The sequence below is a fragment of the Amycolatopsis sp. NPDC041971 genome (genome assembly GCF_055588925.1).
This window is the reverse complement of record NZ_JBVJCE010000001.1, coordinates 413,594-436,959: the sequence shown is the minus strand read 5'-3', so window position 1 is coordinate 436,959 and position 23,366 is coordinate 413,594. Positions and strand designations below refer to the sequence as shown.

Below are 23,366 nucleotides of genomic sequence, written 5' to 3'. Positions count from 1 at the left end.
GAACAGAGACGAGACGAGCACGCATTCAGAGAGCCTTTCCAACAGAACGGAGGGCGTCGATCGCAGCCTGGTCTTGCTTTTCGTACGCTGTCTTGATTTCCACCAGCGTGTCGGCGTAGGCCCTGGTGAACTTACGTGCGCTGTCCAGGAAGGTTTGATACGAGGCGCCTGATTCGTTCGCGGTCGCGACGTAACCATGGCTGGCGACCTCATCACCCATCGCGTCGATGCCGGTCAGGTACGCGGCTTCCCTCATTGCGCTGCTGAAGTTGTTCTCGATGCAGTCTTCAAGGGATTTGATCACCTTGGCCATTGCTTCGGGATCGAACTCCCATCCACCGTTCGCCGACGCGGCGGCGAAGTCGGCTTTCGCCTGCCCCTTGCCCAGCTCGTCGTAGTTCGGCGGGGGCTGAGCTGCGGCGGAACCCGGCATCAATCCCGAGCCCTGCTGCGATGCCTGCGGTGGTGTCGTGTTCAGCTGGTCGTAGATCCCCTGAGGGCCGCTTCCCGGTCCTGTCATACGTGCCTCCCCGCACGGGTCGCGATCGGGCGCGACCTACCCGTAGTTCCCTGCTGACTCCAATCGGTGACGATAGCAGCAGGTAAACCGTTGATCAGCCCTTTCGTGAAAGATCACCATCGAAAGATGGGGCGACCAGTGTATTTCGCCTTGAAAGACGGTTTTGCCCGATCGGGCAGACTCGGCGAGGATCGCCGAAGCGGACGTGGAAGTCCTGATTCGGAACCACCGGGCCGAGACAGCCTGCGGCAGGTTCTCTTGTCCCCGTTGCAAGCAACAAGGTCGTACAGGTGATCGTCGCAGCGATGACGAGCCGTCGCATTCAGAGTGCCTCCCCGCACGGGCTGCGAAGGGCGCGACCTACCCGTAGTCCACCGCCTGACTCCGCTGAGTGACCGTAGCAGCGAACGATCGCCCCAACGTCGAATCCGGCCAAGATCACCGACGTGGACCCGAACGGCCTGGTCCGGAACCCGGAGTGGCCGTTCTGCCGTCGTCCTCCCGTGGCAGGTTGCGGTCTACTGTGCTGGGCCACTTGCGAATCCCGTGCGTGATCGGCTTCGCTGGTGGCCGGGGAACGACGGGGGAGGGAAGCGAGACGATGCCGGGTTTTCGGCGCAACAACGGACCGCGCGAGCCGGGGGAAGGTGACCCGAACGGCGACACGTCCCTGCCGCCGCTCGACCCGTTCGATCCGAACCCCGACAAGCGATACGAGGTCCCGGCGGCCGAGCTGATGAAGCCGGGGACGACGGGGCTGCTCCGGTGGCGTCGTCAAGCGACCAACGCGCCGATCGTGCAGGTCGAGGACGCGTACATCACCGGGACGCTCGATTTGCGCGCGGCCGACATCAAGTATCTGTTCCGGTTCGAGCGGTGCCGCTTCGAGCATCCGCCGGACGTCCGTGAGGCGCATCTGCTGGGGCTCGTGTTCCGCAAGTGCTGGCTGCCCGGGCTCAAGGCGCGCAACCTCCGTACCCGCAACGACGTCCGCCTGATCCGCAGTGTCGTGCACGTCGACGCCGAGCACGAGATCGAGGAGACCACGGTCCAGCGCGGCGACGATCGCGAGCGCGGGATGCCGAACGCGGCGGTCAATCTCACCGACGCGGTCATCGAGGGTTCGGTCGTGCTGACCCGAACGGTGATCACGCATCCACGCGGGAAGGCGATCCAGGCCGACCGGGTCAACATCGTGGGCGCGCTGCTGGCGTATCGGTTGGTGGCCAACGGAGAAGTCCGCATCCCGGGTATGCGGGCCGGCGGTAACGTCAACTTCTCCGGCGCGACGCTGAACAACCGGGACGGCTTCGCGCTCAACGGGAACGGGATCCACATCGGCGGCAGCCTGCTGTGCGAGGTGGACAATTACGGGCCAGCCGCGCAGCGGAAACGCTTCTCCGCCAGTGGGATCATGTTCCTGCCGAGTGCCACTGTGGACAGTGACATCATTTTCCGCGAGGCCAAGCTCTCGGTGAACCAGTCCGGGCCGATCGTCGTCGACGCGTGGAAGTCGAACGATCCGTACATCGATCCGCGGCCGGCGCTGGTCGCGGATCGATGCACGGTGAACGGAAACCTCGAGCTGAGCGACGGTATGCAGGTGACCGGGACGCTGCGGATGGTCAACGCCCGGATCGGTGGTTCGCTGCGGTTGGCGGGTGCCGAGGTCCAGGTCGGTCGCGGGCAGAGCATTCCTTACTACGACCGCGCGATCCACCTCGACGGGACCACCATCGGCGGCGATCTCGAGGCGACGAGTCTGCGGGTGCCGTCCGGGCAGCTGCGCATGGCCGACATCACCGTCGGCGGCAACGTACTGGCGTGGAACTCGATGTTCCTGCACCCGCGCCGTGACGTCTTTTCCGCGCGGCGCGCGAAGATCGCGGGCAACTTCCAGCTCACCGACGCGACCGTCCAGGGCACCTTGCGGTTGCAGGGCGCCGAGGTCGGCGGCAGCGTGAACCTCTTCGGCACGAGCCTGACCGAGCCCGGCGCGCGCACGCGCACCAGTTACTCGCTGGACGTCCGCACCGCGCGGATCGGCCGGGATCTGATCCTCACCGAGAACAAGGAGCGTCCGTTCGTCGCTCAGGGCGGGGTCAACCTCGACGGCGCCCAGGTCGCGCGGCGCGTCGACTTCCGCGGCGCGCGGCTCGGTTCCCTGCCGCAGCACGGGATCGCGCTCGACGGCAGTGATGTCTCGGCCGACGAGTTCCTGCTCACGCCCGGCACTCCGCCGGACGGCCGGATCGTGCTGCGGCGCGCGCATTGCGGGACGCTGGGCGACAACGAGGCGTTCTGGGCGTCGGCGACGGGGATCGAGCTGGAGGATTTCCGGTACGACGCACTGCAGGAGGACATCGCGCTCGACGACGACCGGGCGATCGACCATCGGATCGTGTTGCTGCGCAAGGCGATGGACGGTTACCGCCCGGGACCGTACGACCAGCTGGCAGCGACGTTGCGCGCGTCCGGTAACGAAGAGCACGCTTCCACGGTGCTGCTCAAGAAGCAGCAGTTCCGGTACGAAGCGCTCGCGAAGGGCTTCAAGTTCTTCGGACCCGGCGTGCACGTGTGGAGCTGGTTGCAGCGGTCGATGGTCGGCTACGGTTTCCGTCCGGTGCGCGCGCTCGGCTGGCTGCTGACGCTGCTCGTGCTGGGCAGCCTGTGGTTCGGGCTCGGCGTCGACGACTGCATCACGAATCCGAAGCTCACGGTGAGCGGGCCGCGGTGCCTGGTCAATCAGGACGACACCGGGCTGCAGTGGAACCCGGTGCTGTACACGATCGACCTCCTGGTGCCGATCGTCGACTTCGGCAACAAGTCGCGCTGGTACATGCACGGCATGGACAACTGGGTCGCGGCCGGGTTCACCGCCTCGGGCTGGGTGCTGGCGACGACGGTGGCGGCAGGGATAAGCCGCATGCTCCGCCGCGACAACTGAGGGTATTTCACATACTCTCAGTACGGAGGTATGTCATGACGGAGCCCAGCGCCACCGGCAAGATCGCGATCGCCGCCCCGCCCGAGAAGGTATACGCCCTGGTCAGCGACCCGGGCGCGCTCGCGGGCATGGCCGAGGAGTACGAAGGACATCGTTGGGTCGGTGCGGCGAAGGGGGCCGCCGTCGGCGCCAAGTTCCGCGGCCGCAATCGCCGCGGGATCCGTCGTTGGAGCACCCTCTCGACGATCACCGACGCCGACGAGGGCAAGCGGTTCGCGTTCGAGGTGACCACTTTCGCCGGACTCCCGGTGGCGCGTTGGCAGTACGACATCGAGTCCACAGGTGAGGGTTGCGTGGCCATCGAGAGCACGTGGGACCGGCGGCCGGGCTGGCTCCGCGGGCCGACGTCGCTGTTCACCGGGGTCTGGAAGCGGGACGACGCCAACCGGGCGAACATCGCCGCGACACTGGCCCGGCTGAAGGTCGCCGCCGAATCCCGCGTTTAGTCCTCTGAATGCGGTAGTTCGGAGTGCGAAACATCGCATTCAGAGGACTAAACGCGGGAGGGGGGCGAGCTCATTCTACGAAGCGTGACCAGAACTCGATTGGACGCGGTCCCTCGGGCGGCGGCGGGCCCAAGGGCTGGTCGCAGAAGTCGTGTCGCAGGTATCCCCTCAGGTCGTAGCCGTGACAGGCGATGTCGGTCCGATACACCGACAGCACCGGATATCCCGAACTCCCGGCGATCCCGGGCAGGTACCGATGCCCGCAGACGGGTACGAGCTGAGGGGCGCGCGCCAGCTGCGAGCGGGCCCGCGAAAGCGCGTCGGCGAGGTCGATCGGGCGCTTGCCCCAGTCCGGCAGCCAGAAGCCGTTGTGTTCGACGTCGTAGAGCACCCCGTCGACCGGCCAGTCCAGTCGTTTCCGCAGCTGATCGGGGTTGCCGCAGCGCCAGTCCGGCCAGCGGTCGCCGATCGGCACCCCGGCGGACAGGAACGTGCGGTGGTCGGCGGCGAACCGGAGGCCGAAGCGGGCTTCGACGTCGTCGAGCTCGGCCTCGCTCAACCCGGGACGCACGGGTTCGGCCAAGCTCGCTTGGAGGTCGTGTGCCTCCTCGATGGTGAAGGCGTGCTCAACAGCGGACATGTGTTCGAGCCTAAATCGCGTACCGCGCGGGCGCCTTCCCTTTTAACACGCCTCTCTCATCACCCACATGAGGCTCCTCCCCCGGGGTGAGCTCGCCCTCTCCACGCCTGGACCTCGGAACAGAGCGACCATCGGTGTAGTTCACTCATGTCGTGACCTCTCCACGAACGCAGTCCCGCGTGCGGGCGCCCGAGCTCGCCGGTGACGTGTGGCTCAACACCGGCGGCGAGCGGATCACGCTCGCCGGGCTGCGCGGCCGTGTCGTCCTGCTGGACTTCTGGACCAGCGGCTGCGTCAACTGCCTGCATGTGCTGGACGAACTGCGCCCGCTGGAGGCCGAGTTCGCCGACGTCCTGGTGACCATCGGCGTGCACTCGCCGAAGTTCTTGCACGAGGGCGAGACGGCCGCGATCGAGGCCGCCGTGCGACGCTACGAGGTGCACCACCCGGTGCTCAACGACCCGAAGATGACCACCTGGTCGCAGTACGCGGTCAAGGCGTGGCCGACGCTGGTCGTCGTCGACCCCGAGGGGTACGTCGTCCACGTCGCCGCCGGTGAGGGGCATGCCGAGGCGCTGCGCCGGGTGATCGCCGATCTCGTCGCGACCCACGAAGCCAAGGGCACGCTGCGCCGCGGCGGCGGCCCGTACGTCCCGGCCGAGGAGCAGCCCACCGAGCTGCGCTTCCCGAGCAAGGCCGTCACCACCGCCGAAGGCCGCATCCTGGTCGCCGACACCGGCAACCACTCCATCGTCGAGTTCGCTTCCGACGGCGAGACGATCATCCGCCGCTTCGGCAGCGGAGAGCGCGGCGCGCAGGACGGCCCGTTCGACCTGGCGAGTTTCACCGAGCCCGCCGGGATCACCCTGTTGCCGTACGAGGTCGCCGAGCGCGCGGGTTACCACGCCCTCGTCGCCGACACGGCCGGTCACCGGCTGCGCGGTATCGACCTGATCACCGGTGAGGTCTCCACGGTCGCCGGCACCGGCCGTCAGTGGCGCGACGGCGTCGACACCGGCAAGGCGCTCGACGTCGACCTCACCAGCCCTTGGGACGTCGCCTGGTGGGGCCCCGCGGGCGGCGTCGTGGTCGCCATGGCGGGCAACCACACGCTGAGCGTGTTCGAGCCGGTCTCGGGCAGCATCCGCCGCTTCGCCGGTACGACCGTCGAGGGCCTGCGTGACGGCGACGTCCATGAGGCGTTCTTCGCGCAGACGTCCGGTCTGACGCCCCACGGGCAGAAGCTGTGGCTCGCGGACGCGGAGACGTCGGCGCTGCGCTGGATCCAGCCCGAGGGCGAGACGTTCACCGTGCACACCGCGGTCGGCGTCGACCTGTTCTCCTTCGGTCACGTCGACGGCCCCGCCGACAAGGCGCTCCTGCAGCATCCGCTCGGCCTCGCCGTGCTGCCCGGCGACACCATCGCGATCGCCGACACCTACAACGGCGCCATCCGCCGCTATGACCCGCTCACCCGCCAGGTGACCACGCTCGCGTCCGGCCTCGCGGAGCCGTCCGGTCTGCTGGTGCACGACGGGGAACTGCTGGTCGTCGAGTCGGCGGGCGGCCGGATCGGGCCGGTGCCGCTCGGTGAACAGGCCGTGTCCGGCGACGCGCACGCGGTCCGTCGTCCGCCGACCGTGCTGGCTCCGGGCGAGCTGGAGTTCTCCGTCGTCTTCACCCCGCCTCCCGGCGAGAAGCTCGATGACCGTTTCGGCCCGTCGACACGGCTGGAGATCAGCGCGTCGCCGCCGGAACTGCTCGCCGACGGCGCGGGCGTGGGCACGGACCTGTTCCGCAAGCTCCGCTTCGCCGAAGGAGTCACCGCGGGCGTCTTGCAGGTCGTCGCGCAGGCCGCGAGCTGTGATGACGGCGGCGAGCACCCGGCCTGCCGTATCACCCGGCAGGACTGGGGCGTACCGGTGCGATTCGAAGCCGGTGGAGAAAGCGTGCTGAGCCTGGTCATGGCGGGGGATCCGGGTAAGTAGAGTCGTACTCGTGTCAGACGGGCCGAAACTCGAAATTCAGATGCTGCAGGACAGGGTGCTCGTGAAGCTGTCCCCCGAGGACGGAGAGCGCCGGAGTTCCGGCGGCATCGTCATCCCCGCCACCGCGCAGGTCGCGCGGCGGCTCGCCTGGGGTGATGTACTGGGCGTGGGCAACAGTGTGCGCAACGTCAAGACCGGTGACCGGGTGTTGTTCAACCCGGACGACCAGCACGAGGTCGAGATCCAGGGTGAGGGGCACCTGGTGATGCGGGAGCGCGACATCCACGCCGTGGCGACCGAACGGACCGAACACGGCACGGGGTTGTACCTGTAGCTCGAGCCGCGGGAGGGGTGGAGAAGAACGGTGCGCGATGACCACGACGAGCCGGGCACCGATCTGTTCACCGACGTCCTCCTGCCCGCCGCGGACACCGACGAAGACCTGGTCGACGAGCTCTTCGAGGGTGACAGGGTGGTCCAGCCGCCACCGACACCCGCGTCGAGGCTCCGCAAGGGGCTGGGCAAGGCCCTCATGGTCACCGGGGCCCTCATGGGCCTGTTCGTGCTCGCGTACGCGGTCGATCTCATCGTCAGCGCCGGGGACGTCCCGCGCGGCGTCACGGTCGCCGGTGTCGACGTCGGTGGCCTGACGCACAAAGAGGCCGAGTCGAAGCTTCGCCGTGAGCTGGAACCGAGACTGATCGAGCCGGTCCGTGTCCGGGCGGGAGACGTCCGCACGGTGCTGTACCCGACATCGTCCGGTCTCGGCCTGGACTGGCCGCAGACGCTGGGCCGTGCCGGTCATCAGCCGCTGAGCCCGTACACGCGGGTGATGTCGTTCTTCACCGGTCGTGAGGTCGGCGTCGTCACCTGGACCGACGCGCCGAAGCTCGAAAAGACCGTCTCGGACCTCGCCGCCGCGCAGTTGAACCGCCCGCCGGTCGAAGGGAACATCACCTTCCAGCCGATCGCGGGCACCGACGGCGGGGTCGTCCCGGCGGCGGTCGAACCACGGGCGGGGCAGACGCTCGCCGACGTCAAGTCGGCGGTCGCCGCGGTCATCGACGGCTGGCTGAGCGACGATGGCGTGGAGCTGAAGGTGAACGTCTCGCCGGTCAAGGCGACTTCGCCAGGGGTGCACGCGGCGCTCGTCAAGATCGTCGTCCCGGCGGTCGCGAAGCCGCTCGTCATCCGCGGCGAAGGCAAGGACGCGACACTGAAGCCGGACACGATCGCCGGGTCCTTCCAGTTCGCCGCGCGTGACGACGGCAACCTCGAAGTCCGCATCGACCAGGGGAAACTGCGGGCCGCGGCGCAGCCGCAGCTCAAGGAGACCGAGACCGACGGGGCGGACGCGCAGATCGTCTTCGTCGGCGACAGGCCGGCCGTCCAGCCGTCGAAGGACGCGAGGAAGGTCAATTGGGACCTCACGTTCTCCGCGCTGACCTCGACGCTCGCCAAGAGCCAGGACAGGGAGCTGAAAGCGGTCTACGACGCCAGCAGCCCGGCCGTCAGCACCGACGCGGCGAACGTCCTCGGGATCAACGAGGTCATCGGCGAGTTCACCACGTCGGGCCTGAGCGGGCCGGCGATGACGAACGTGCAGGCACTGGCCGCCAGGGTCTCGGGTGCCATCGTGAAGCCGAACGAGACGTTCAGCCTCGGCGCGCGGTCCGGGCCGAGGACGGCGGACGCGGGCTACGTCCCCGCTCCGGCGAACGAGGACGGCACCGGTCCCGTCGTGGTCGGCGGCGGCGTTTCACAGCTCGCGACGACGCTTTACAACGCCGCTTATCTGTCAGGCATGGCCGACGGCGGACATCTGGAGCACGACCACTACCTCGATCGTTATCCGGTCGCGCGTGACGTGAAGGTGATCGACGACAACGGTTCTCCGGTCGAGATGCAGATCGTCAACGACGCCCCGACCGGGATCGCGATCCAGGTGCTCCCCGCCAACGGCTCGGTGACGGTGCGGATCTGGGGCACGAAACGGTTTTCGGTGCAGGGCGTCGGCGGCGAACGGCACTCCTACGTCCCGCAGCCGGTGCGGGTCGGCTCGGGTCCCGGCTGCGTACCGGATCCCGGCGCGACCGGTTTCAGCACCTCGGACACGCGGGTGCTCGTCGACGTCGTCACCGGCACGGAGGTCCGCCGGGAGACCCGCAACGCGACCTACTCGCCGCGCGCCACCGTCATCTGCGCCTGAGGCTCACCGCAGCACCATGCAGCCGCGGGCTTCGAAGTCCGCGAGCCACGACGGTTCCCGTAACTCCTTGTTCCACCGCAGATCCAGTTTGTCCAATTTGGACAGCATAGTGATCGATGACGGGAGCGAGGTGAGCTTGTTCTCGCGCAGGTCCAGCTGACGCAACTCGCTCAGCTGCCCGATGGAGGGCGGCAACTCCGTCAACCGGTTGCGCCGCAGATGCAGCTCGCGTAACGCGGAAAGTGTCCCGATCGACTCAGGCAGTTCGGTCAACCCGTTGCCGTACAAGCGAAGTTCGCGCAGCGAAGCCAGCCCGGAGAGGTCATCCGGGAGGGTGGAGATGCCATTGTCCGTACACCCCAGGTACTTCAGCCTGCCGAGCGAGCACAGCGCGGCGGGGAACTCGGTCAGCCGGTTGTCGCTCACGTAGAGGTATTCCGTCAGCCCGGAAAGTTCGCCGAGCTCGTCCGGAAGAGTCGAAAGCTCGTTGTGCCCCAGGTCCAGCGTGTGCAGATTCCGCAGGGCGCCGATCGAAGGCGAGATGGCGGTCAGCCGGTTGGTGGCCAGATTCAGCACGCGGAGCCCGGAAAGCGACCACAGCTCGTCGGGGACCGACGTCAGCTGGTTGTCGTACAGATCCAATACTTCAAGCGAAGCCGGGAGGGAAAGGTCGCGCAGGGAGGTCAGCCCCTGGCCACTGAGGTCGAGTCGAGTGGTCACAGGGGCCGACCGTAGGCGATGCGCCACTGGGCTCAGGTCATGGCCCGGTGCCCACCGCCGCCCTTCACCTTCGCGTAGATCGCGGCCGCGGCGATGACACCGATGACGGCCGCGCCGACCTGGAAGGCGTGCCGGAGCCAGTCGATGCCCGCGGTGTCACGGACCCCGAACACCCCGGCCAGCCAGTTGCCGATGAAAGCGGCGATGATACCGACCAAGATCGTCAGCCACATCGGGATCTTCTGATCGCCGGACGCCAGCATCCGGCCGATGACACCGAGGATCAGACCGACCACGATCGTGGTGATGATGCCCCAAAGGCCACCCAACATGGTTCCTCCTTCGCTGGAGATCGATGAGCCCACGGTGACACCGATTCGGGCTCATCGCGCCTCAAGACCCCTTACCGGGTGACACCCCGGCGTCCGTAAAGGTTCGCGGCCAGGGCGACACCGAGGGCGGCGACCACGATCTGGGTGATGAGTTCGAGCCAGTCGAAGCCCTTGGTGTCCGCGTAGCCGAGCCCGCGGGCGATCCAGGTACCGATGAAGGCGGCGACGATACCGACGAAGATCGTCAGCCAGATCGGGATGGACTGTTTGCCGGGGGCGAAGAACCTGCCGAGCACCCCGAGGATCAAACCGACCACGATCGCCGTGATGATGCCGGTGACTGTCATTGAGACTCCTTTGCCGAGGTCTCCGCCCGGTGGGCGGACTCAGCACGGAGATGCCCGCCGGAAAACCCCTCGAAACCAGAAAAGCCCTCTCCGCGGCGGAGAGGGCTTTTCGTCACGAAATCGTTTAGAACGCGGCCTCGGAAATCTCCATGAGGCTGTTGTCGGCTGCCTCGACGATCGCGCGGCGCGCGGTCAGTTCCGGCAGCACGCTCTTCGCGAAGAACGACGCCACGGCGATCTTGCCCTCGTAGAACGGGGTGTCCTTCGCCGACGCGCCCGCGTCGAGCTTGCCGATGGCGACCTCGGCGTGCTTGATGAGCTGCCAGCCGATGAGCAGGTCGCCGACCGACATCAGCAGGCGGACCGTGTGCTGGCCGACCTTGTCGATGTTCTGCGGGTCTTCCTGCGACGAGGTCAGGTAGCCGATCAGCGAGCCGAGCATGCCCTGGGTGTCCTCGAGCGCCTGCTTGAGCAGACCGCGCTCGTTCTTGAGCCGCCCGTTGCCGATCTCCGACTCGATGGTCTTCGTGACCTCCCCGGCGACGTAGGCCAGCGAAGCACCCTTGTCGCGGACGATCTTGCGGAAGAAGAAGTCCAGCGACTGGATGGCCGTGGTGCCTTCGTACAACGAGTCGATCTTCGCGTCGCGGATGTACTGCTCGATCGGGTAGTCCTGCAGGAAGCCCGACCCGCCGAGGGTCTGCAGCGACTGCACGAGCTGCTCGGTCGCGCGCTCGGAGCCGACACCCTTGACGATCGGGAGCAGCAGGTCGTTGACGCCACGCGCGACCTTCTGCGACGCCTCGTCGCCCTCGCCGGTCCACACCTGGTCCTGGAAGGACGCCGTGTAGAGGTACACCGCGCGCAGACCCTCGGCGTACGCCTTCTGCAGCATCAGCGAGCGGCGGACGTCCGGGTGGTGGGTGATCGTGACGCGGGGCGCCGCCTTGTTCAGCATGTTCGGCAGGTCGGCGCCCTGGACGCGCTCCTTGGCGTACTCGAGCGCGTTGAGGTAACCGGTCGACAGCGTCGCGATGGCCTTGGTGCCGACCATCATGCGGGCGTACTCGATGACCTGGAACATCTGCGCGATGCCGTCGTGCACCTCGCCGAGCAGCCAGCCCTTGGCGGGGGTGCCGTGCTGGCCGAAGGTCAGCTCGCAGGTGGTGGAGGCCTTGATGCCCATTTTGTGCTCGACCCCGGTGACGAAGGCGCCGTTGCGCTCGCCCAGCTCACCGGTCTCGCCGTCGAAGTGGAACTTCGGCACGAGGAAGAGCGAAAGGCCCTTGGTGCCGGGCCGGGTCTCGATGCCGGGGCCCTCGGGACGGGCCAGCACCAGGTGCATGATGTTCTCGACCATGTCGTTCTCGGCCGAGGTGATGAACCGCTTCACGCCGTCGATGTGCCAGGAGCCGTCCTCCTGCTTGACGGCCTTGGTGCGGCCGGCGCCCACGTCGGAACCGGCGTCGGGCTCGGTGAGCACCATCGTCGCGCCCCAGCCGCGGTCGATCATGACCTGCGCCCACTGCCGCTGCTCTTCGGTGCCGTTCTTGTCCACGATCCCGGCGAAGCTCGGGCCCGCCATGTACATGAACAGCGGCGCGTTGGCGCCGAGGATCAGCTCGGCCGCGGCCCACTGCACGGTCGGGGGCAGCCCGAAGCCGCCCAGCTCGTTCGGCAGGCCCAGCCGCCACCATTCGCCGTCCATCAGCGCCTGGTAGCTCTTCTTGAACGACTCGGGGATCTTCACCGAGAAGGTCTTCGGGTCGTACACCGGCGGGTTGCGGTCCGCGTCGGCGTACGAATCGGCGAGGGGACCGGAAGCCAGCTTGTTCAGCTCGGTCAGCACCCCTCGGGCGGTCTCCTCGTCGGACTCCGCGAGGACGCCCTTGCCGAGGCGGTCCTGCACGCCGAGGACCTCGAAGAGGTTGAACTCCAGGTCTCGGACGTTGCTCTTGTAGTGGCCCATGTCGTCACTCCAATGTGTTCGGCTCCCCGGCCGGGCACATGTTCCCTACTCGCCGGTAACATCAGGATATTACCTGTGGGTAACCGGCGGCAAGTGAATGGCCACTGTTGTGATGTGTAAATCAGCAATACGGGGGGTCTCAGTGGGTCGACGGCGCGATCGAAGTGGTCGGCGTCGCATCGGCCGGGGTGTGCGCGTCGTCGGGGGTCGCGATCAGGATGCCGGAGCGGAACGCGATGGTCACCGCGTGCGTCCGGTCTCGGGCCGAGAGCTTGCGCAGGATGCTCTTGACGTGGGTCCGCACGGTCTCCACGGACAGGAACAGGATCTTCGCGATCCCGGAGTTCTCCAGCCCCTCCGCGACCAGCTGCAGGACCTGGTACTCGCGGCGGGACAGCGGCATCAGACCGCGCGCGGTCGCCGGCTTGGGGGCGTCACCCGGCTTCGGGAGCACGGGCTGGCGCTTCGGCCGGGCGGTCAGCGCCGCCAGCGTCGGGTCGATGTAACGGCGGTCGCTGTGCGCGCGCCGGATCGCCTCGGTCAGATGCCGTCCGTCGGTCGCCCGCGGCACGATCGCGTGCACGCCCGCCGCGATCGCCGCGGCGAGGTACTGCTGCGTGCGGTTGGTGTCCCTGACCAGCGTGATGATGACCAGCGCGGGATCGCCGCCGCTGAGCAGCCGGGACAGGTGGCAGTTCGGGTCGAGTGCCGAATCCAGCACGATGACGTCCGGTTTGAGCTGTTCGCACAGCTGGAGCGCGGCGTGGTGGCTCGACGCGTGCCCGAGCCACTGCAACCCCGGCGTGCGGTGGACCAGCGAACTCAGTCCCTCGCAGAAGATCGGGATCGGATCGACGGCGGCCACGCCGAGGCCTCGGCCGCCTGGTGACAGGCCACCGGGCCTGCCGGCCTGCGTTCGGTTCGGCTCGATGCCTCGCATCACGGACCCCTCCGTTTTCCTGCCCGTCATCCCCGGACGAGAGGACTCGAAAGTCCATTCGGTGACCACCGCCCCCCCGGCGTGGTCGCCCTCGTCAACCGGTCCCCCCTGCGGGACCGGACAGAGATGACACCTCGTAACTATTACGAGTCAGGAGGCCGGTGCGCGTGACGCGATATCCCCCTCATAGATGTATCGCCTCGTCGCGGCAAACTCTGCGTATCTGCTGGTTGTGGATCTCTGGCTCGATTGAGCGCGGCCAGGGGAGATCTTGACGTGTTCGCTACTCAGAGTGGACTTCGGCACGGAGGCGGCCGAACTCGTCCCCCAGTGCCGCGGGCGTCCAATGGGCGTTCAGCCCGCTTGGATTGGGCAGTACCCAGACCCGCGCCCCGCCGATCTCGCCGTCCTGCGGGCCGACCTTCGCCTTCGGACGGCCGAACGCGGCCCGGAACGCCGTGATCCCGACCACGGCGAGCCAGCGTGGCCGGTATTCGGCGACCCTCGCCACGAGAAGCCGTCCGCCTTCACGGAACTCGTCCGGTGTCAGCTCGTCGGCCCGCGCCGTCGTCCGCGCGACGACGTTGGTGATGCCGAGGCCGAGTTCGAGCAGCTCGTCCTGCTCGCTGGGGTCGAGCAGACGCGGGGTGAAGCCACCGCGGTACAGCGCGGGCCAGAACCGGTTCCCCGGCCTGGCGAAGTGCAGGCCGAGGACGCCGGAGTAGAGACCGGGGTTGATCCCGCAGAACAGCACGTCCAGATCCGGCGCGATGACGTCGTGGATGGTCTTGCCGTAGGCGGCGGCCAATTCGTCCTTGGTCGGTTTCGTCCTCACCCCGCCAGTCTCCCCGCCGCCTCCGAGTGATCCACGGCACCCACTTTCGTCGCAAGGGGTGGCCAAGTCACCACGACGTGCGTACTGTTTGTGATCTCGCGCACAAGGTCGTATTCGGGGAGGCGTCTTGCAGTTCTCGCTCATCCTCGGCGTGGTCGCGTTGATCTTCGTGGTGGCCACCGTGCTGGTGATCGCGGAAGACCGGCGGGCCGCGCGGCGGGCGGACCAGCGACGGCAGGCGAGGCTAGCGGATCTGGGCGAGGTCGACCCGCTCGCGGCGCGGAAGCTGAAGCTCGACCGTTGAGGGAACGGGCTTCCGCGCGAGGCTGAGCAGCGGTGCCCCGGCGATCCAGCCGGGCATCGCGCCGCCGGTGTTGTTGAGCAGCTCGTCGACGTCGAAGATCCGGTACACGTAGGGCGCGGTGCCGAAGTCTGCGTGGTGAACCAGTCGGCCGTCGGCAGCCCGTGCTTGAGCAGTTCGGTGTGGATGTCGGCGATCCATTGGAACGGGTTCAGCTGCACGGTCTGGCTCAGCCGTTCGACGCCGGGGCCGGGCAGCGGGAGGAAGGTCACCGCCGGCGTCATGCTGCCGTAGAGCAGCACCGCGGCCAGTGCGTTCGTCATGATATCGACGTTATGGATCTCGCCCGTGCCGCCACTTCGGTCGAAGGGGCGCGGCAGCAGGGACGGGATCGGCCGAGTGGCAGGCCCCGATCTTGGCCGATCGGTGGAATTCGTTCCGCGATCCGCCCGCCGACGTGGGATTCTGCCCGGATGCTGCTCGTTCGACGGCTCACGCCCGCGGACCTCGACGTCTTCCGTGGGATCCGCCTGCGTGCCTTGATGGACACCCCCGAGAACTACGGCTCGGTCGCCGCGGCCGAGCGGGCGCAGTCCGACGAAGAATGGCTCGCGAAGCTGGTGGGCGACGTCTGGTTCGCGGCCTTCGACGAAGACCGTCCGGTGGGCCTCGTCGCCGGGCGTGCGCGTGACGACGGCTGGATCCTCTATTCGATGTGGGTCGCGCCCGAGGCGCGCGGCCGCGGGCTGGGCACGAAGCTGATGGGTGAGGTTCGGGCGGTCGCCGAGGCCGACGGCGCGCGTGAGGTGTGGCTGCACGTCGCGGAGGACAACGACCGGGCGCGGCGGCTCTATTTGCGGCTGGGATTCATCGCGACGGGTGAACTGGAGCCGATGCCGAACGACGTCACCCGGCGGCGTGAGCGTCTTTACTTACCTGTTACCGCCGGCAGCAGCGGTACGCGCTGAGCATGCTGCGCACCCATCGTCTCCTCGCCGAGCGCGTCCCCGAACGCACCGCGCGGCGCCTCGCCGCGACACCGGCGGGCCGGTCGATGCTGACCGGGCTGATCGTCGGCCGTCCGGACCGGCTCACCACGCAGGTCGTGCTGGAGGACATCCGCGCGCTCGCCGGCGGCCCCGGCTTCCGGCCGACGCTGGAGCAGGCCCGCGGCGGCTTCCGGTTCGACGGCGTCGTCCAGGACGTCCCGGTGACCATCGCGTGGGCGGAACGCGATCGCGTCCTCGCCCGCCCGAAGGCCGCCGAGCTGCGCCGCGTCGCGCCGAAGGCCGAGCTACTGGTCCTGCGCGGCTGCGGGCACGTGCCGATGAACGACGAGCCCGAGCTGGTGGCGCGAGTACTTCTGAACGGTTCACGCGCCATGTGACGTTTGCCTATCGTCCGGCTTTTTCCTCTGGTTATCGTCAAACTCGCCAGGCAGACTCCTCCGCCGTGCGCCCGATGGGGACGTTCGGGCGCGAATCGGAGGAAGAATGAAGCTCTCTACCCGGCTGGCCGTCGTCACCGGTGCCGCGCTGACCGCGCTGGCCGCCGTCGCCGCGCCCGCGTCCGCCGCGTCGGCGACCACCGACGTCCGGATCATCACGTTCAACGATCTGCACGGCAACCTCGAACCGCCGTCTGGTTCGAGCGCTCGGGTCACGCTGCCCGGCGGCGCGACCGTCAACGCGGGCGGTGCCGCCTACCTCGCGACGCATCTGAAGAAACTCCGCGGCGAAGCGCCCAACTCGGTCGTCCTTTCGGCCGGTGACAGCATCGGAGCGTCGCCGGTGATCTCGGCGTTGTTCCACGATGAGCCGACCGTCGAACTGCTGAACCAGCTCGGGGTGCGGGCTTCCGTGGTGGGAAACCACGAATTCGACGAAGGGCTCAAGGAACTCCGCCGGATGCAGCACGGCGGCTGCCACGAAACCGACGGCTGCCAGTTCCGGAAGTCCTTCAAGGGCGCGAACTTCCCCTTCCTCGGGGCCAATGTGCACTACGAGAACGGTGTCCCGGCGTTGCTGCCGTTCAGCGTCGAGTTCTCCGGCGGCGTCCCGATCGGCGTCATCGGCGCGACACTGAAGGATCTGCCGCAGGTCGTCACCCCGGAGGCGATCAAGGGCCTGAAGTTCGGCGAAGAGGTCGAGGCGATCGACCGCACCGCGAAGCTGCTCGACCTCTTCGGCGTCAAGGCGCAGGTCGTGCTGCTGCACCAGGGCGACAACTCCGAAACCGCCGGCCCGGACGAATGCAAGGTCAAGCCGGGCGCCGCGACCGCGATCGCGCGGCAAGTGACGTCCAAAGTGGACGCCATCTTCACCGGGCACAGCCACCAGCAGTACAACTGTGTGCTCGCCGACCCCGCGGGCAAGCCGCGTCCGGTGATCCAGGGCGCGTCGTTCGGCCGCCTGCTTTCGGTCGTCGACCTGAAGATCGACCGCCGGACCCGCGACGTCGTGCGTGGCGAGACCAAGGCGCACAACCAGATCGTCACCCGTGACGTCACGCCGGACCGCGCCGTGCAGGACCTGATCGACGAGGCCAAGACCAAGGCCGCGCCGATCGCGAACAAGGCCGTCGGCACCATCACCGCCGACCTGGTCGCCAAGGGCGCGGCCTCCGGTGAGTCCCCGCTGGGCGACGTCATCGCCGACGCCCAGCTCGAGGCCACGCGGTCGAACGGCGCGCAGATCGCCATGACGAACCCCGGCGGCATCCGCACGGACTTCACCTACGCGTCCTCGCCCGCCGGCGAGGGCGACGGTGTCGTGACCTACGGCGAGGCGTTCGCCGTCCAGCCGTTCGCGAACATCATGCAGACGATCACGCTCACCGGGACGGACCTGAAGAACGCGCTCGAACAGCAGTGGCAGGCCAACGGTGTCGTGCGGATCCTGCAGATCTCGAAGTCGCTGAAGTACTCGTACTCGGCGTCGGCCGCCCAAGGCGCGCGTATCTCGAACCTGACGCTCGACGGCACGCCGATCGACCCGGCGGCGTCGTACCGCGTCTCGGTGAACAACTTCCTCGCCGCCGGCGGGGACGGCTTCACCGAGTTCACCAAGGGGACCGATCTGTCGGGTGGTCCGGTGGACCTGGACGCGCTGATCGCGTACTTCGGGGCGCACCCGGGTATCGCACCGCCTGCCGCGGACCGGATCACCGTCCTGCCGTAGTCGCTCCCGCGAGTGCCATGAACGGTCCGTTACTTGCAAATTTCGCAAGGAACGGTCCGTTCATGGCGTCTACGGGGGTGGTTTTGTCAGTGACCCAGGGCACAATGGCCGCCATGACGACCTGGGAAGAAGTCGTGGAGCTGGCGGGCAGGCTGCCGGAGGTCGAGGAGTCCACTTCGTACCGCACGCCGTCGCTCAAGGTGGGTGGCAAGAGCTTCGCGCGCCTGCGCACCGAGGCCGAGGGCGGGCTGATGCTGCTGTGCGAGCACGCAGAGAAGGAAGCCCTGCTGGCCTCCGGCGACCCCGCGTACTTCACCACGCCGCATTACGACGGCTACGGCGCGATCCTCGTCGACCTGGAGAAGGTCGAGACGGCGCAGCTGCGTGAGCTCGTCGAAGAAGCCTGGCGGATGAAGGCACCCGCCAGGCTCACGAAAGGTCTGGACGACTAGCGGAGTTCCCCTTCGAGCAGGCTCATCAGGTACTCGTCGTGCCACTCGCCGTTCTGGCCGCGGAACGACTGCCGATGCCTGCCGTCCACCTGGAACCCGAGCTTCTTGTAGACGTGGATCGCGGCCTCGTTGTCGACCACGACCCACAGCGCGATCAGGTGCAGCCGCATCATGTCGAACCCGTAGCGGCAGAGCGTGCGCATGGCGTCGGTGCCGTAGCCGCCGCCCCAGTGGTCCTTCTCGCCGAGGTAGATGTCGAGTTCGGCGCGGCCCCCTTCCGGCGTGGCGTCGCGCAACGTGCAGGTGCCGATCAACGTGCCGACGGCGAGGCTCTCGATCGCGAACTCCACCTGGCTGAAGCTGTTGGGCTTCCGGCGGGCGAAACGCTCGCGGATCTGGGCGAGGGACTCCGGATGGTCCGCGGGCAGCCAGCGGGTGACCTCCGGGTCGTTGTGCCAGCGCCACAGCGTGTCCGCGTCCTCGGGTTCTAAAGGCCGCAAACGGATCAGTTCACCGGTCAGCATCGTCCATCCCAAGATCGGTATACGGACTTTCCAGACTATTGGGCGATACCGGCGAGCAGCCACCGCTTATCGGGGACTTCCAGCAGCGCCCTGGCGCCGAACGGCTCGATCTCCTCGCCACCCGCCCAGCCGTCGTACTTCGCCGCCAGCGGGGCATCGCCGTCTTCCAGCGCGAGGCTGACGCGCGGATCGGTGCCGGCGTCGCGCACCTTCACGTTCCGCTCCCGCGCCGGACGTTCGATAAGCGATTGATCACGTTTCACCTGGTCAGCTTGCCCGAAAGCTAGGGTGCCGGGCGTATGAAGGTCCACCAGTACTGCTACTTCGTCTTGAAGAGCGAAACCGTGTCCGCCGGGGAGATCACCGCGCGGCTCGGCATGGCGCCCGACGAGGTGCTGGTACTGGGTTCGCGGTCCGCCGAACACCGGTTGCCGCGAATGCACGCCTGGAAGGTGACGCATCGCGGTTCGGAACCGGTCGACGACCAGATAGAGAGCGTGATCGGCAGGCTCGCCCCGGTCCGCCCGGGGATCCGGAAGCTGGTGGACGAAGGAGCGAGCGCGGTGCTGCGAGTGGTGCGCTACTTCCACCACCGCGACGGCGGCGAGGAATTCGGCTGGCACCTCTCGCCTGCCGTGCTCGCGTTCCTCACCGAAGCCGCCGCGGCGCTCGACGTCGACGAGTACGACCTCAGCGAATGACCTTCGGCCGGTCCGGTGCGCGGCGGGATCGCCGGAGATGGTGGGATGGGGCCCCACAGCCGGACAACCCCGTTGGGAGCCCAGCATGTCGAGCGAGAACTGGCCGCTGCGTCAGGATCCCGAATCGCCGGTGATCGTCTCCCGGTCGCTGGTGGACGATCCGTCGAACCTCGCGTTCGTCGTACTGGACGACGACGGGGACTGGTTCATCAGCGACGGCAACGAGTTCTCCGAGGACATGGACCTCAACCGCGACGCGTTCGGCGCGCTGGCCCTGCGGGAAGCGGTCGACCTCATCCCCGAAATCGTCGCGCTCGCCGGCCTCCCCACCGGCATGGCCGCCGACTGGGACCCGGAACGGCGCACGTGGCTGCTGAGCTCCGTCGCCGACTCGGATGACGATGAGGAAGACCTTCTGGTGCGCGCCGCCCGCCTCGCCGCCTGGACGCATCCGGGCTCGCCGCTGGAAGAAGTCCAGGTGAGCACCGAACTCGCCGAGATCTCCGCCGACCCCGCCGCCCCGGCCCGCGCCGTGCGTCAGGTCGTGCGTGAGGCCGACGGCAGCTGGCTGCTCGTCGGCTTCGCGGTGCCGGAGAACGAGGACTTCGAGGTCGAAGCCCTCGAAATGGAGCACGCCGTCACCCTGTACCCGGACGTCGCTCTGGTGCTGAGCGCCGCACCCGGCCAGGTCTACGACCGGCCGAGCGCCGACGCCCCTTGGGAACTCGTCGAAGGCTGAGCCTCAGCCTCGGCCGAAGTCGCAGTACATGACGTGCAGCCCGACGCGCCCCAGTGTCGGGTGCTCGAACGCGCCCGGCACCGTGCCGACGATCTTGAACCCGAGCCGCTCGTAGACCCGGATCCCGGCGACGTTGGATTCGGCGACCGCGTTGAACTGCATGCCCGCGAAACCCTGTTCCTTGGCCCATTCCAGGACATGCGCGCACAATGCGCTGCCGACCCCCTTGCCGCGCAAGTCCTTGTCCACCATGAAACTGGCCGTCGCGACGTGTGACCCCGGCCCGCCGTGATTCGGGCCCGCCTTGGCCGTGCCGAGCACGCGACCGTCCTCGACCGCGACCACAGTCCGGCCCGGCGGTGTCTGCACCCAGGTCCCGCGCGCGGCTTCTTCGGTGAGGTTCGGGTCGTAGGTGTACGTGTCCGCCGCCCGCACGACTTCGCGCACGATCGGCCAGACCTGTACCCAGTCGTCTTCGGTGAACTCCCGGATCTCCATGTCCGGCACCGTAGTCAAAAACCGGCCCGGCGGTTCTGGTGCCATCGCCAGGCGAAGCCGGAACCCAACAGCAATCCGGCACCGGTCAAGGCCACGCCGATCCCAACCTCCGTCGAGCCGGATTCGCGCTCGACCCGCGTTCCCGGCGGCAATCCGGCCGCGATCCCGTCGATCTTGGCCTGGACCGAACGGTGATCGAAGACGCTCAGATCGCCGTCCTCCGCCAAGGTGGTCAGCCAGCGGCGAACTTCGCCGTTCTGCTCGGAGGAGAAACCGGGAAACTCGACCGCGGACGTCCGGAACAGTCCAGGCCCCATGCACCTCAGCGGCTCGCCGGTGGACGCGTCGAGATACTGCCCGGTCGCCCCGCATTCCTCGCCCGCCTTGGCGAAAACGACGGTGTACGGCCCCGGCCCGCTGCCCGTGTTCAAGCCGATGAGGAGGAAGACCACGCCGACCAGCACTAGCGGGAGGATCAGCGACCCAGCCAGAACGGTCAGCAAGACGACCGCCGTACTGTCGTGCGTTTTTCTTACCACCCGCGAGAAGGTAACGGCATGGTCAGGGGAGGAGTCCCGAACCGATCGGCGCGTGCCCTGAGGCAGGATGACGGTATGACGGCCTGAGTGGCTAACCGGTCCCGGTCGGCTAATGGCACGTTAATGGCACGCGAGAGCCGATGAGCAGACAAAGCGAAAGCCCCAGGTCCACAGTGGACATCCACTGACCTGGGGCTTTCGCAGCTGAGCGGATGACGGGAATCGAACCCGCGTATTCAGCTTGGGAACCAGGGTGATCATGCTGGAAAGTGGCCCTGACCTGCGGACGGCGCTTGCTCGGGGTGGCCCTGATTGACCTTGGTTGACCCCTCTGAATGGCCCGTTAATGGCCCATCGTGCCCTGCCTTGACCTGCGTCTTTGTGCCTGTTCGCTCCGCTTCCCTCGCCCCTGCTGCTTCTAGCGCCGGGTCGGTCGTGTCAAGGCACGCTTTCCCGCCTTGATGCGGGCGGGCCGGTGTTAGACGCTGAGCAGCGAGGGATCGCCTGGTGACCACTGCACGTCGGCCAGGTGGGTCGGGATGATTTCGCGGTGTTGCTCCTGGGGTCTCCGTCGTCGTTGGCGGCGCGCTGCGGGTGCTGCCCTGCGGCGGGCTCGCCCGGCGGCGCCTGCCGAGAGCGGAGCGGTAGGCCGGCGTCGCCTCTTGGGCGTAGCCCGCCGAACGGATGGTGACCCGCGCGCCGCCAACGGCGGCGCCTTGATCCCATAGAGCCAAGTTCGGCAGTAGAGGCACGGTCGACTCACTGGTTGCCGACCTTGACCGGGATGAAGAAGTGCCGCGTACGCCTCCCCGGCTAGCCACAGCACTCTCGTGGGCGCACCAGATTTGTCGGTGTGTGTCGCTAGGCTCGCGTCGGCTCATTCCGGCGCCGATCGGCGGCGCTTGGGAAGGTCGATGATCGGAGAGACTGTGGAGCTAGTGCTTCGGAATCGAACCTGCGAACATTGTCAAATCGAGTTCGAGTATCCGGTCTCACGCGGAAGTGATCGCAAATACTGTACTCCGTCCTGCCGTAAGGCCGCGCCTGTCGCTCGAAAGAAGGCGGAGATGGCGAACCGCAAGCGGTGCGACGTTGCGGGATGTCGACGTCCGGCGCGCTCCAGTTCTGCAGAGGAATGCGAAATGCATTACACTCGAATGCGAAGAGGTGGCACGTATGAGAAAAGAAGGATTCCAGCGACAAGGGAATGTCGAGTATGCAAAGGCCCTGTTCCTCGGCAGCGAACGTTCTGCTCTTCTTTGTGTGCAACAAAAGATCGGACTGGCAGGGTTTTCGTTGAGCATACGTGCGTTGTTTGCGATCGCGCAATAGAGGCACTCAATCGCCATGCGAGAAGGTACTGCTCCGAGGCATGTGCGAATCTCGCCTCGCGGGCCCGAAGCTACGGTATTACGGTTGACGATTATCGCGGCTACTTTTTGAACCAGAATGGAAGATGTGCGATTTGCGACTCCGGTGAAAGCCTGGTTATCGATCATTCGCACAATTCTGCTGGAGTGCGAGGCCTACTCTGTGGCTCGTGCAATCTTGGTTTAGGAAATTTCAAAGATTCACCAGAGCGACTAAGATCGGCGATAGACTACTTGAAGAAATCTACCGCAGGTGCCTAAGTGTGGTCGTGACGTCTCGCCTGCTCTATGGTTAGTTGCCAGCGGGCACCGCGCCCGGCGGTTTCTAGCAACGTTGCCACTTAGGGCTCCAAGTGGGAACGTCAATTATCCGCCAACTCACCGCGGTCACCAAAGATCTTTACTGGACGCGAGGCTAAATCAGAGTGAGGAGTAGTCCATTAGATGAGGCGTTTTATGAAGCCTGATTCGGTCAAGCGGGTGTAGGCGTCCGTGACGTTGTGTGGAATTTCTTGGTGGGTGGCGAAGCCGTGTTCAGCGTAGACGGTGATGCGCTGCGTGTCGCCGACGAGCATGTTGATGACGCGGTCCACGTCGCCGATGCTCTCGATGTACTCGTCGAGCGGTAGTGGCCGCGAAGCGCAGATGACGTCGACCTCGGGCCAGAGCTTCTTGCAGGTCGCGTACGCGCGTCGCTGCTGGTACGGCCGAGAGATGAGGACGACCGATCCGACCTCGATGCCGCGAGAATCCAGCAATGCGCGAGTGAGCGTGATGTTGTCACCGGTGTTCCGCGCCTCGGGCTCGACCAGTATGGCGTCATCGGGGACGCCCAGCTCAAGCGCATGTTCGCGGTAGTGCACCGCCTCGCCTCGCGGGAACTGTTCGACGGTCGTCGGCGCGTTCGCTCCAGTGAAGACGATGAGCGGGAACATTCCGGCGTGGAACAGTTCCGCGGTGAAGGTGGCGACGCCGAGATCGTGGCTGCCGAGTCCGATGCCGACGTCGGCGGGCCGGAGTTCGTGGTGCATGTCGTGGTAGTCCCAGAGCGTCTGGACGTCGGCGCGGAGATCGTCCGGCAGGACAGTCGAGCGCTCGGGCATCTGGGTC

General features: G+C 67.1%; 26 protein-coding genes and 1 pseudogene. 13 read left to right on the top strand and 14 right to left on the bottom strand.

From position 1 onward, the window contains the following. Positions 1-25 precede the first annotated feature (25 nt). Positions 26-520, bottom strand: coding sequence for a PE domain-containing protein (locus tag ACZ6DT_RS02205; RefSeq protein WP_465587336.1), 495 nt, complete (start codon positions 518-520; stop codon positions 26-28). 601 nt (positions 521-1,121) lie between these two features. Between ACZ6DT_RS02205 and ACZ6DT_RS02200 the strand changes: the two genes are divergently transcribed. Beyond that, positions 1,122-3,467 carry an oxidoreductase gene (locus ACZ6DT_RS02200; RefSeq protein WP_465587334.1) on the top strand — a complete coding sequence of 782 codons (2,346 nt, stop codon included), beginning with the start codon at positions 1,122-1,124 and terminating at the stop codon, positions 3,465-3,467. A 35-nt stretch (positions 3,468-3,502) separates the two neighbouring features. Further along, positions 3,503-3,973, top strand: a complete 471-nt coding sequence (locus tag ACZ6DT_RS02195) for an SRPBCC family protein (protein ID WP_465587331.1) — start codon at positions 3,503-3,505, stop codon at positions 3,971-3,973. Between the two features lie 70 nt (positions 3,974-4,043). Here the strand turns inward: ACZ6DT_RS02195 and ACZ6DT_RS02190 are convergent, their stop codons facing one another. Then, entirely contained in the window at positions 4,044-4,613 is a 570-nt protein-coding gene (locus ACZ6DT_RS02190) for a hypothetical protein (protein ID WP_465587328.1), read from the bottom strand. A 179-nt stretch (positions 4,614-4,792) separates the two neighbouring features. Between ACZ6DT_RS02190 and ACZ6DT_RS02185 the strand changes: the two genes are divergently transcribed. From ACZ6DT_RS02185 to ACZ6DT_RS02175, 3 genes are read left to right on the top strand one after another with little or no spacing between them, the layout of a single operon-like run. Continuing rightward, positions 4,793-6,601, top strand: coding sequence for an NHL domain-containing thioredoxin family protein (locus tag ACZ6DT_RS02185; protein WP_465588780.1), 1,809 nt, complete (start codon positions 4,793-4,795; stop codon positions 6,599-6,601). A gap of 40 nt (positions 6,602-6,641) precedes the next feature. Then, on the top strand, positions 6,642-6,935 hold the full coding sequence (locus ACZ6DT_RS02180) for a GroES family chaperonin (RefSeq protein ID WP_007032412.1): 294 nt from the start codon (positions 6,642-6,644) through the stop codon (positions 6,933-6,935). Between the two features lie 30 nt (positions 6,936-6,965). Next, positions 6,966-8,810, top strand: coding sequence for a VanW family protein (locus ACZ6DT_RS02175; protein WP_465587326.1), 1,845 nt, complete (start codon positions 6,966-6,968; stop codon positions 8,808-8,810). A gap of 3 nt (positions 8,811-8,813) precedes the next feature. Here the strand turns inward: ACZ6DT_RS02175 and ACZ6DT_RS02170 are convergent, their stop codons facing one another. From ACZ6DT_RS02170 to mug, 6 genes are all read right to left on the bottom strand, one after another. Then, on the bottom strand, positions 8,814-9,530 hold the full coding sequence (locus ACZ6DT_RS02170) for a leucine-rich repeat domain-containing protein (RefSeq protein WP_465587323.1): 717 nt from the start codon (positions 9,528-9,530) through the stop codon (positions 8,814-8,816). A 32-nt stretch (positions 9,531-9,562) separates the two neighbouring features. After that, a complete protein-coding gene (locus ACZ6DT_RS02165) occupies positions 9,563-9,862 on the bottom strand; it encodes a GlsB/YeaQ/YmgE family stress response membrane protein (RefSeq protein ID WP_465587320.1) in 300 nt (99 codons plus the stop codon). Between the two features lie 71 nt (positions 9,863-9,933). Beyond that, positions 9,934-10,209 carry a GlsB/YeaQ/YmgE family stress response membrane protein gene (locus ACZ6DT_RS02160; RefSeq protein WP_465587317.1) on the bottom strand — a complete coding sequence of 92 codons (276 nt, stop codon included), beginning with the start codon at positions 10,207-10,209 and terminating at the stop codon, positions 9,934-9,936. A gap of 124 nt (positions 10,210-10,333) precedes the next feature. Next, on the bottom strand, positions 10,334-12,178 hold the full coding sequence (locus tag ACZ6DT_RS02155; protein ID WP_465587314.1) for an acyl-CoA dehydrogenase: 1,845 nt from the start codon (positions 12,176-12,178) through the stop codon (positions 10,334-10,336). 139 nt (positions 12,179-12,317) lie between these two features. Further along, entirely contained in the window at positions 12,318-13,118 is an 801-nt protein-coding gene (locus ACZ6DT_RS02150) for a response regulator transcription factor (protein ID WP_465587311.1), read from the bottom strand. 283 nt (positions 13,119-13,401) lie between these two features. After that, positions 13,402-13,953: a G/U mismatch-specific DNA glycosylase gene (gene mug / locus ACZ6DT_RS02145; protein WP_465587308.1), complete on the bottom strand. Its 552-nt coding sequence runs from the start codon at positions 13,951-13,953 to the stop codon at positions 13,402-13,404. A 127-nt stretch (positions 13,954-14,080) separates the two neighbouring features. Between mug and ACZ6DT_RS02140 the strand changes: the two genes are divergently transcribed. Then, the gene (locus tag ACZ6DT_RS02140; protein WP_465587306.1) at positions 14,081-14,257 is read left to right on the top strand and encodes a hypothetical protein; all 177 of its coding nucleotides are present in this window, start codon (positions 14,081-14,083) and stop codon (positions 14,255-14,257) included. Here ACZ6DT_RS02140 and ACZ6DT_RS02135 read toward each other — a convergent pair. Next, positions 14,198-14,595 (bottom strand): annotated as a pseudogene (locus ACZ6DT_RS02135) (hypothetical protein). The gene ACZ6DT_RS02140 and the pseudogene ACZ6DT_RS02135 overlap by 60 nt on opposite strands. A gap of 132 nt (positions 14,596-14,727) precedes the next feature. On the opposite strand from ACZ6DT_RS02135, the gene ACZ6DT_RS02130 reads away from it, so the two are divergent. The 4 genes from ACZ6DT_RS02130 (at position 14,728) to ACZ6DT_RS02115 (ending at position 17,885) form a co-directional block, all read left to right on the top strand. Beyond that, complete coding sequence (locus ACZ6DT_RS02130; protein ID WP_465587303.1) at positions 14,728-15,222, top strand: GNAT family N-acetyltransferase; 495 nt, start codon at positions 14,728-14,730, stop codon at positions 15,220-15,222. A 2-nt stretch (positions 15,223-15,224) separates the two neighbouring features. Then, positions 15,225-15,641: an alpha/beta fold hydrolase gene (locus ACZ6DT_RS02125; RefSeq protein WP_465587301.1), complete on the top strand. Its 417-nt coding sequence runs from the start codon at positions 15,225-15,227 to the stop codon at positions 15,639-15,641. Between the two features lie 106 nt (positions 15,642-15,747). Continuing rightward, positions 15,748-17,433, top strand: coding sequence for a bifunctional metallophosphatase/5'-nucleotidase (locus ACZ6DT_RS02120; protein WP_465587299.1), 1,686 nt, complete (start codon positions 15,748-15,750; stop codon positions 17,431-17,433). Between the two features lie 113 nt (positions 17,434-17,546). Further along, positions 17,547-17,885, top strand: a complete 339-nt coding sequence (locus ACZ6DT_RS02115; protein ID WP_465587296.1) for an MmcQ/YjbR family DNA-binding protein — start codon at positions 17,547-17,549, stop codon at positions 17,883-17,885. Here the strand turns inward: ACZ6DT_RS02115 and ACZ6DT_RS02110 are convergent. After that, positions 17,882-18,409, bottom strand: a complete 528-nt coding sequence (locus ACZ6DT_RS02110; RefSeq protein ID WP_465587293.1) for a GNAT family N-acetyltransferase — start codon at positions 18,407-18,409, stop codon at positions 17,882-17,884. The genes ACZ6DT_RS02115 and ACZ6DT_RS02110 overlap by 4 nt on opposite strands. 35 nt (positions 18,410-18,444) lie before the next feature. Next, a complete protein-coding gene (locus tag ACZ6DT_RS02105) occupies positions 18,445-18,672 on the bottom strand; it encodes a hypothetical protein (protein ID WP_465587290.1) in 228 nt (75 codons plus the stop codon). Positions 18,673-18,708: 36 nt separating this feature from the next. Here ACZ6DT_RS02105 and ACZ6DT_RS02100 point away from each other — a divergent pair, with 36 nt between their 5' ends. Together ACZ6DT_RS02100 and ACZ6DT_RS02095 are read left to right on the top strand one after the other, a co-directional pair. Next, positions 18,709-19,110 carry a DUF4279 domain-containing protein gene (locus ACZ6DT_RS02100; protein ID WP_465587287.1) on the top strand — a complete coding sequence of 134 codons (402 nt, stop codon included), beginning with the start codon at positions 18,709-18,711 and terminating at the stop codon, positions 19,108-19,110. 85 nt (positions 19,111-19,195) lie between these two features. Continuing rightward, on the top strand, positions 19,196-19,849 hold the full coding sequence (locus ACZ6DT_RS02095) for a hypothetical protein (RefSeq protein ID WP_465587284.1): 654 nt from the start codon (positions 19,196-19,198) through the stop codon (positions 19,847-19,849). 3 nt (positions 19,850-19,852) lie between these two features. On the opposite strand, the gene ACZ6DT_RS02090 is transcribed toward ACZ6DT_RS02095, so the two are convergent. Together ACZ6DT_RS02090 and ACZ6DT_RS02085 are read right to left on the bottom strand one after the other, a co-directional pair. After that, positions 19,853-20,347, bottom strand: a complete 495-nt coding sequence (locus tag ACZ6DT_RS02090; protein ID WP_465587281.1) for a GNAT family N-acetyltransferase — start codon at positions 20,345-20,347, stop codon at positions 19,853-19,855. A 14-nt stretch (positions 20,348-20,361) separates the two neighbouring features. Then, positions 20,362-20,886, bottom strand: a complete 525-nt coding sequence (locus tag ACZ6DT_RS02085) for a hypothetical protein (protein ID WP_465587279.1) — start codon at positions 20,884-20,886, stop codon at positions 20,362-20,364. Positions 20,887-21,800: 914 nt separating this feature from the next. On the opposite strand from ACZ6DT_RS02085, the gene ACZ6DT_RS02080 reads away from it, so the two are divergent. Further along, a complete protein-coding gene (locus ACZ6DT_RS02080) occupies positions 21,801-22,517 on the top strand; it encodes an endonuclease VII domain-containing protein (RefSeq protein ID WP_465587276.1) in 717 nt (238 codons plus the stop codon). A gap of 179 nt (positions 22,518-22,696) precedes the next feature. Here ACZ6DT_RS02080 and ACZ6DT_RS02075 read toward each other — a convergent pair whose 3' ends face one another. Continuing rightward, positions 22,697-23,359: a YdcF family protein gene (locus ACZ6DT_RS02075; RefSeq protein WP_465587273.1), complete on the bottom strand. Its 663-nt coding sequence runs from the start codon at positions 23,357-23,359 to the stop codon at positions 22,697-22,699. Positions 23,360-23,366: the final 7 nt, after the last annotated feature.

What these genes read in the sequence shown, in the direction of transcription:
- ACZ6DT_RS02080 (WP_465587276.1), top strand. Translation starts at nt 21,801, where the DNA reads ATGATCGGAGAGACTGTGGAGCTAGTGCTTCGGAATCGAACCTGCGAA.
- ACZ6DT_RS02110 (WP_465587293.1), bottom strand. Translation starts at nt 18,409, where the DNA reads ATGCTGACCGGTGAACTGATCCGTTTGCGGCCTTTAGAACCCGAGGAC.
- ACZ6DT_RS02115 (WP_465587296.1), top strand. Translation starts at nt 17,547, where the DNA reads ATGACGACCTGGGAAGAAGTCGTGGAGCTGGCGGGCAGGCTGCCGGAG.
- ACZ6DT_RS02100 (WP_465587287.1), top strand. Translation starts at nt 18,709, where the DNA reads ATGAAGGTCCACCAGTACTGCTACTTCGTCTTGAAGAGCGAAACCGTG.
- ACZ6DT_RS02200 (WP_465587334.1), top strand. Translation starts at nt 1,122, where the DNA reads ATGCCGGGTTTTCGGCGCAACAACGGACCGCGCGAGCCGGGGGAAGGT.
- ACZ6DT_RS02160 (WP_465587317.1), bottom strand. Translation starts at nt 10,209, where the DNA reads ATGACAGTCACCGGCATCATCACGGCGATCGTGGTCGGTTTGATCCTC.
- ACZ6DT_RS02205 (WP_465587336.1), bottom strand. Translation starts at nt 520, where the DNA reads ATGACAGGACCGGGAAGCGGCCCTCAGGGGATCTACGACCAGCTGAAC.
- ACZ6DT_RS02155 (WP_465587314.1), bottom strand. Translation starts at nt 12,178, where the DNA reads ATGGGCCACTACAAGAGCAACGTCCGAGACCTGGAGTTCAACCTCTTC.
- ACZ6DT_RS02090 (WP_465587281.1), bottom strand. Translation starts at nt 20,347, where the DNA reads ATGGAGATCCGGGAGTTCACCGAAGACGACTGGGTACAGGTCTGGCCG.
- ACZ6DT_RS02150 (WP_465587311.1), bottom strand. Translation starts at nt 13,118, where the DNA reads ATGCGAGGCATCGAGCCGAACCGAACGCAGGCCGGCAGGCCCGGTGGC.
- ACZ6DT_RS02130 (WP_465587303.1), top strand. Translation starts at nt 14,728, where the DNA reads ATGCTGCTCGTTCGACGGCTCACGCCCGCGGACCTCGACGTCTTCCGT.
- ACZ6DT_RS02125 (WP_465587301.1), top strand. Translation starts at nt 15,225, where the DNA reads ATGCTGCGCACCCATCGTCTCCTCGCCGAGCGCGTCCCCGAACGCACC.
- ACZ6DT_RS02120 (WP_465587299.1), top strand. Translation starts at nt 15,748, where the DNA reads ATGAAGCTCTCTACCCGGCTGGCCGTCGTCACCGGTGCCGCGCTGACC.
- ACZ6DT_RS02095 (WP_465587284.1), top strand. Translation starts at nt 19,196, where the DNA reads ATGTCGAGCGAGAACTGGCCGCTGCGTCAGGATCCCGAATCGCCGGTG.
- ACZ6DT_RS02075 (WP_465587273.1), bottom strand. Translation starts at nt 23,359, where the DNA reads ATGCCCGAGCGCTCGACTGTCCTGCCGGACGATCTCCGCGCCGACGTC.
- ACZ6DT_RS02180 (WP_007032412.1), top strand. Translation starts at nt 6,642, where the DNA reads ATGCTGCAGGACAGGGTGCTCGTGAAGCTGTCCCCCGAGGACGGAGAG.
- ACZ6DT_RS02190 (WP_465587328.1), bottom strand. Translation starts at nt 4,613, where the DNA reads ATGTCCGCTGTTGAGCACGCCTTCACCATCGAGGAGGCACACGACCTC.
- ACZ6DT_RS02165 (WP_465587320.1), bottom strand. Translation starts at nt 9,862, where the DNA reads ATGTTGGGTGGCCTTTGGGGCATCATCACCACGATCGTGGTCGGTCTG.
- ACZ6DT_RS02195 (WP_465587331.1), top strand. Translation starts at nt 3,503, where the DNA reads ATGACGGAGCCCAGCGCCACCGGCAAGATCGCGATCGCCGCCCCGCCC.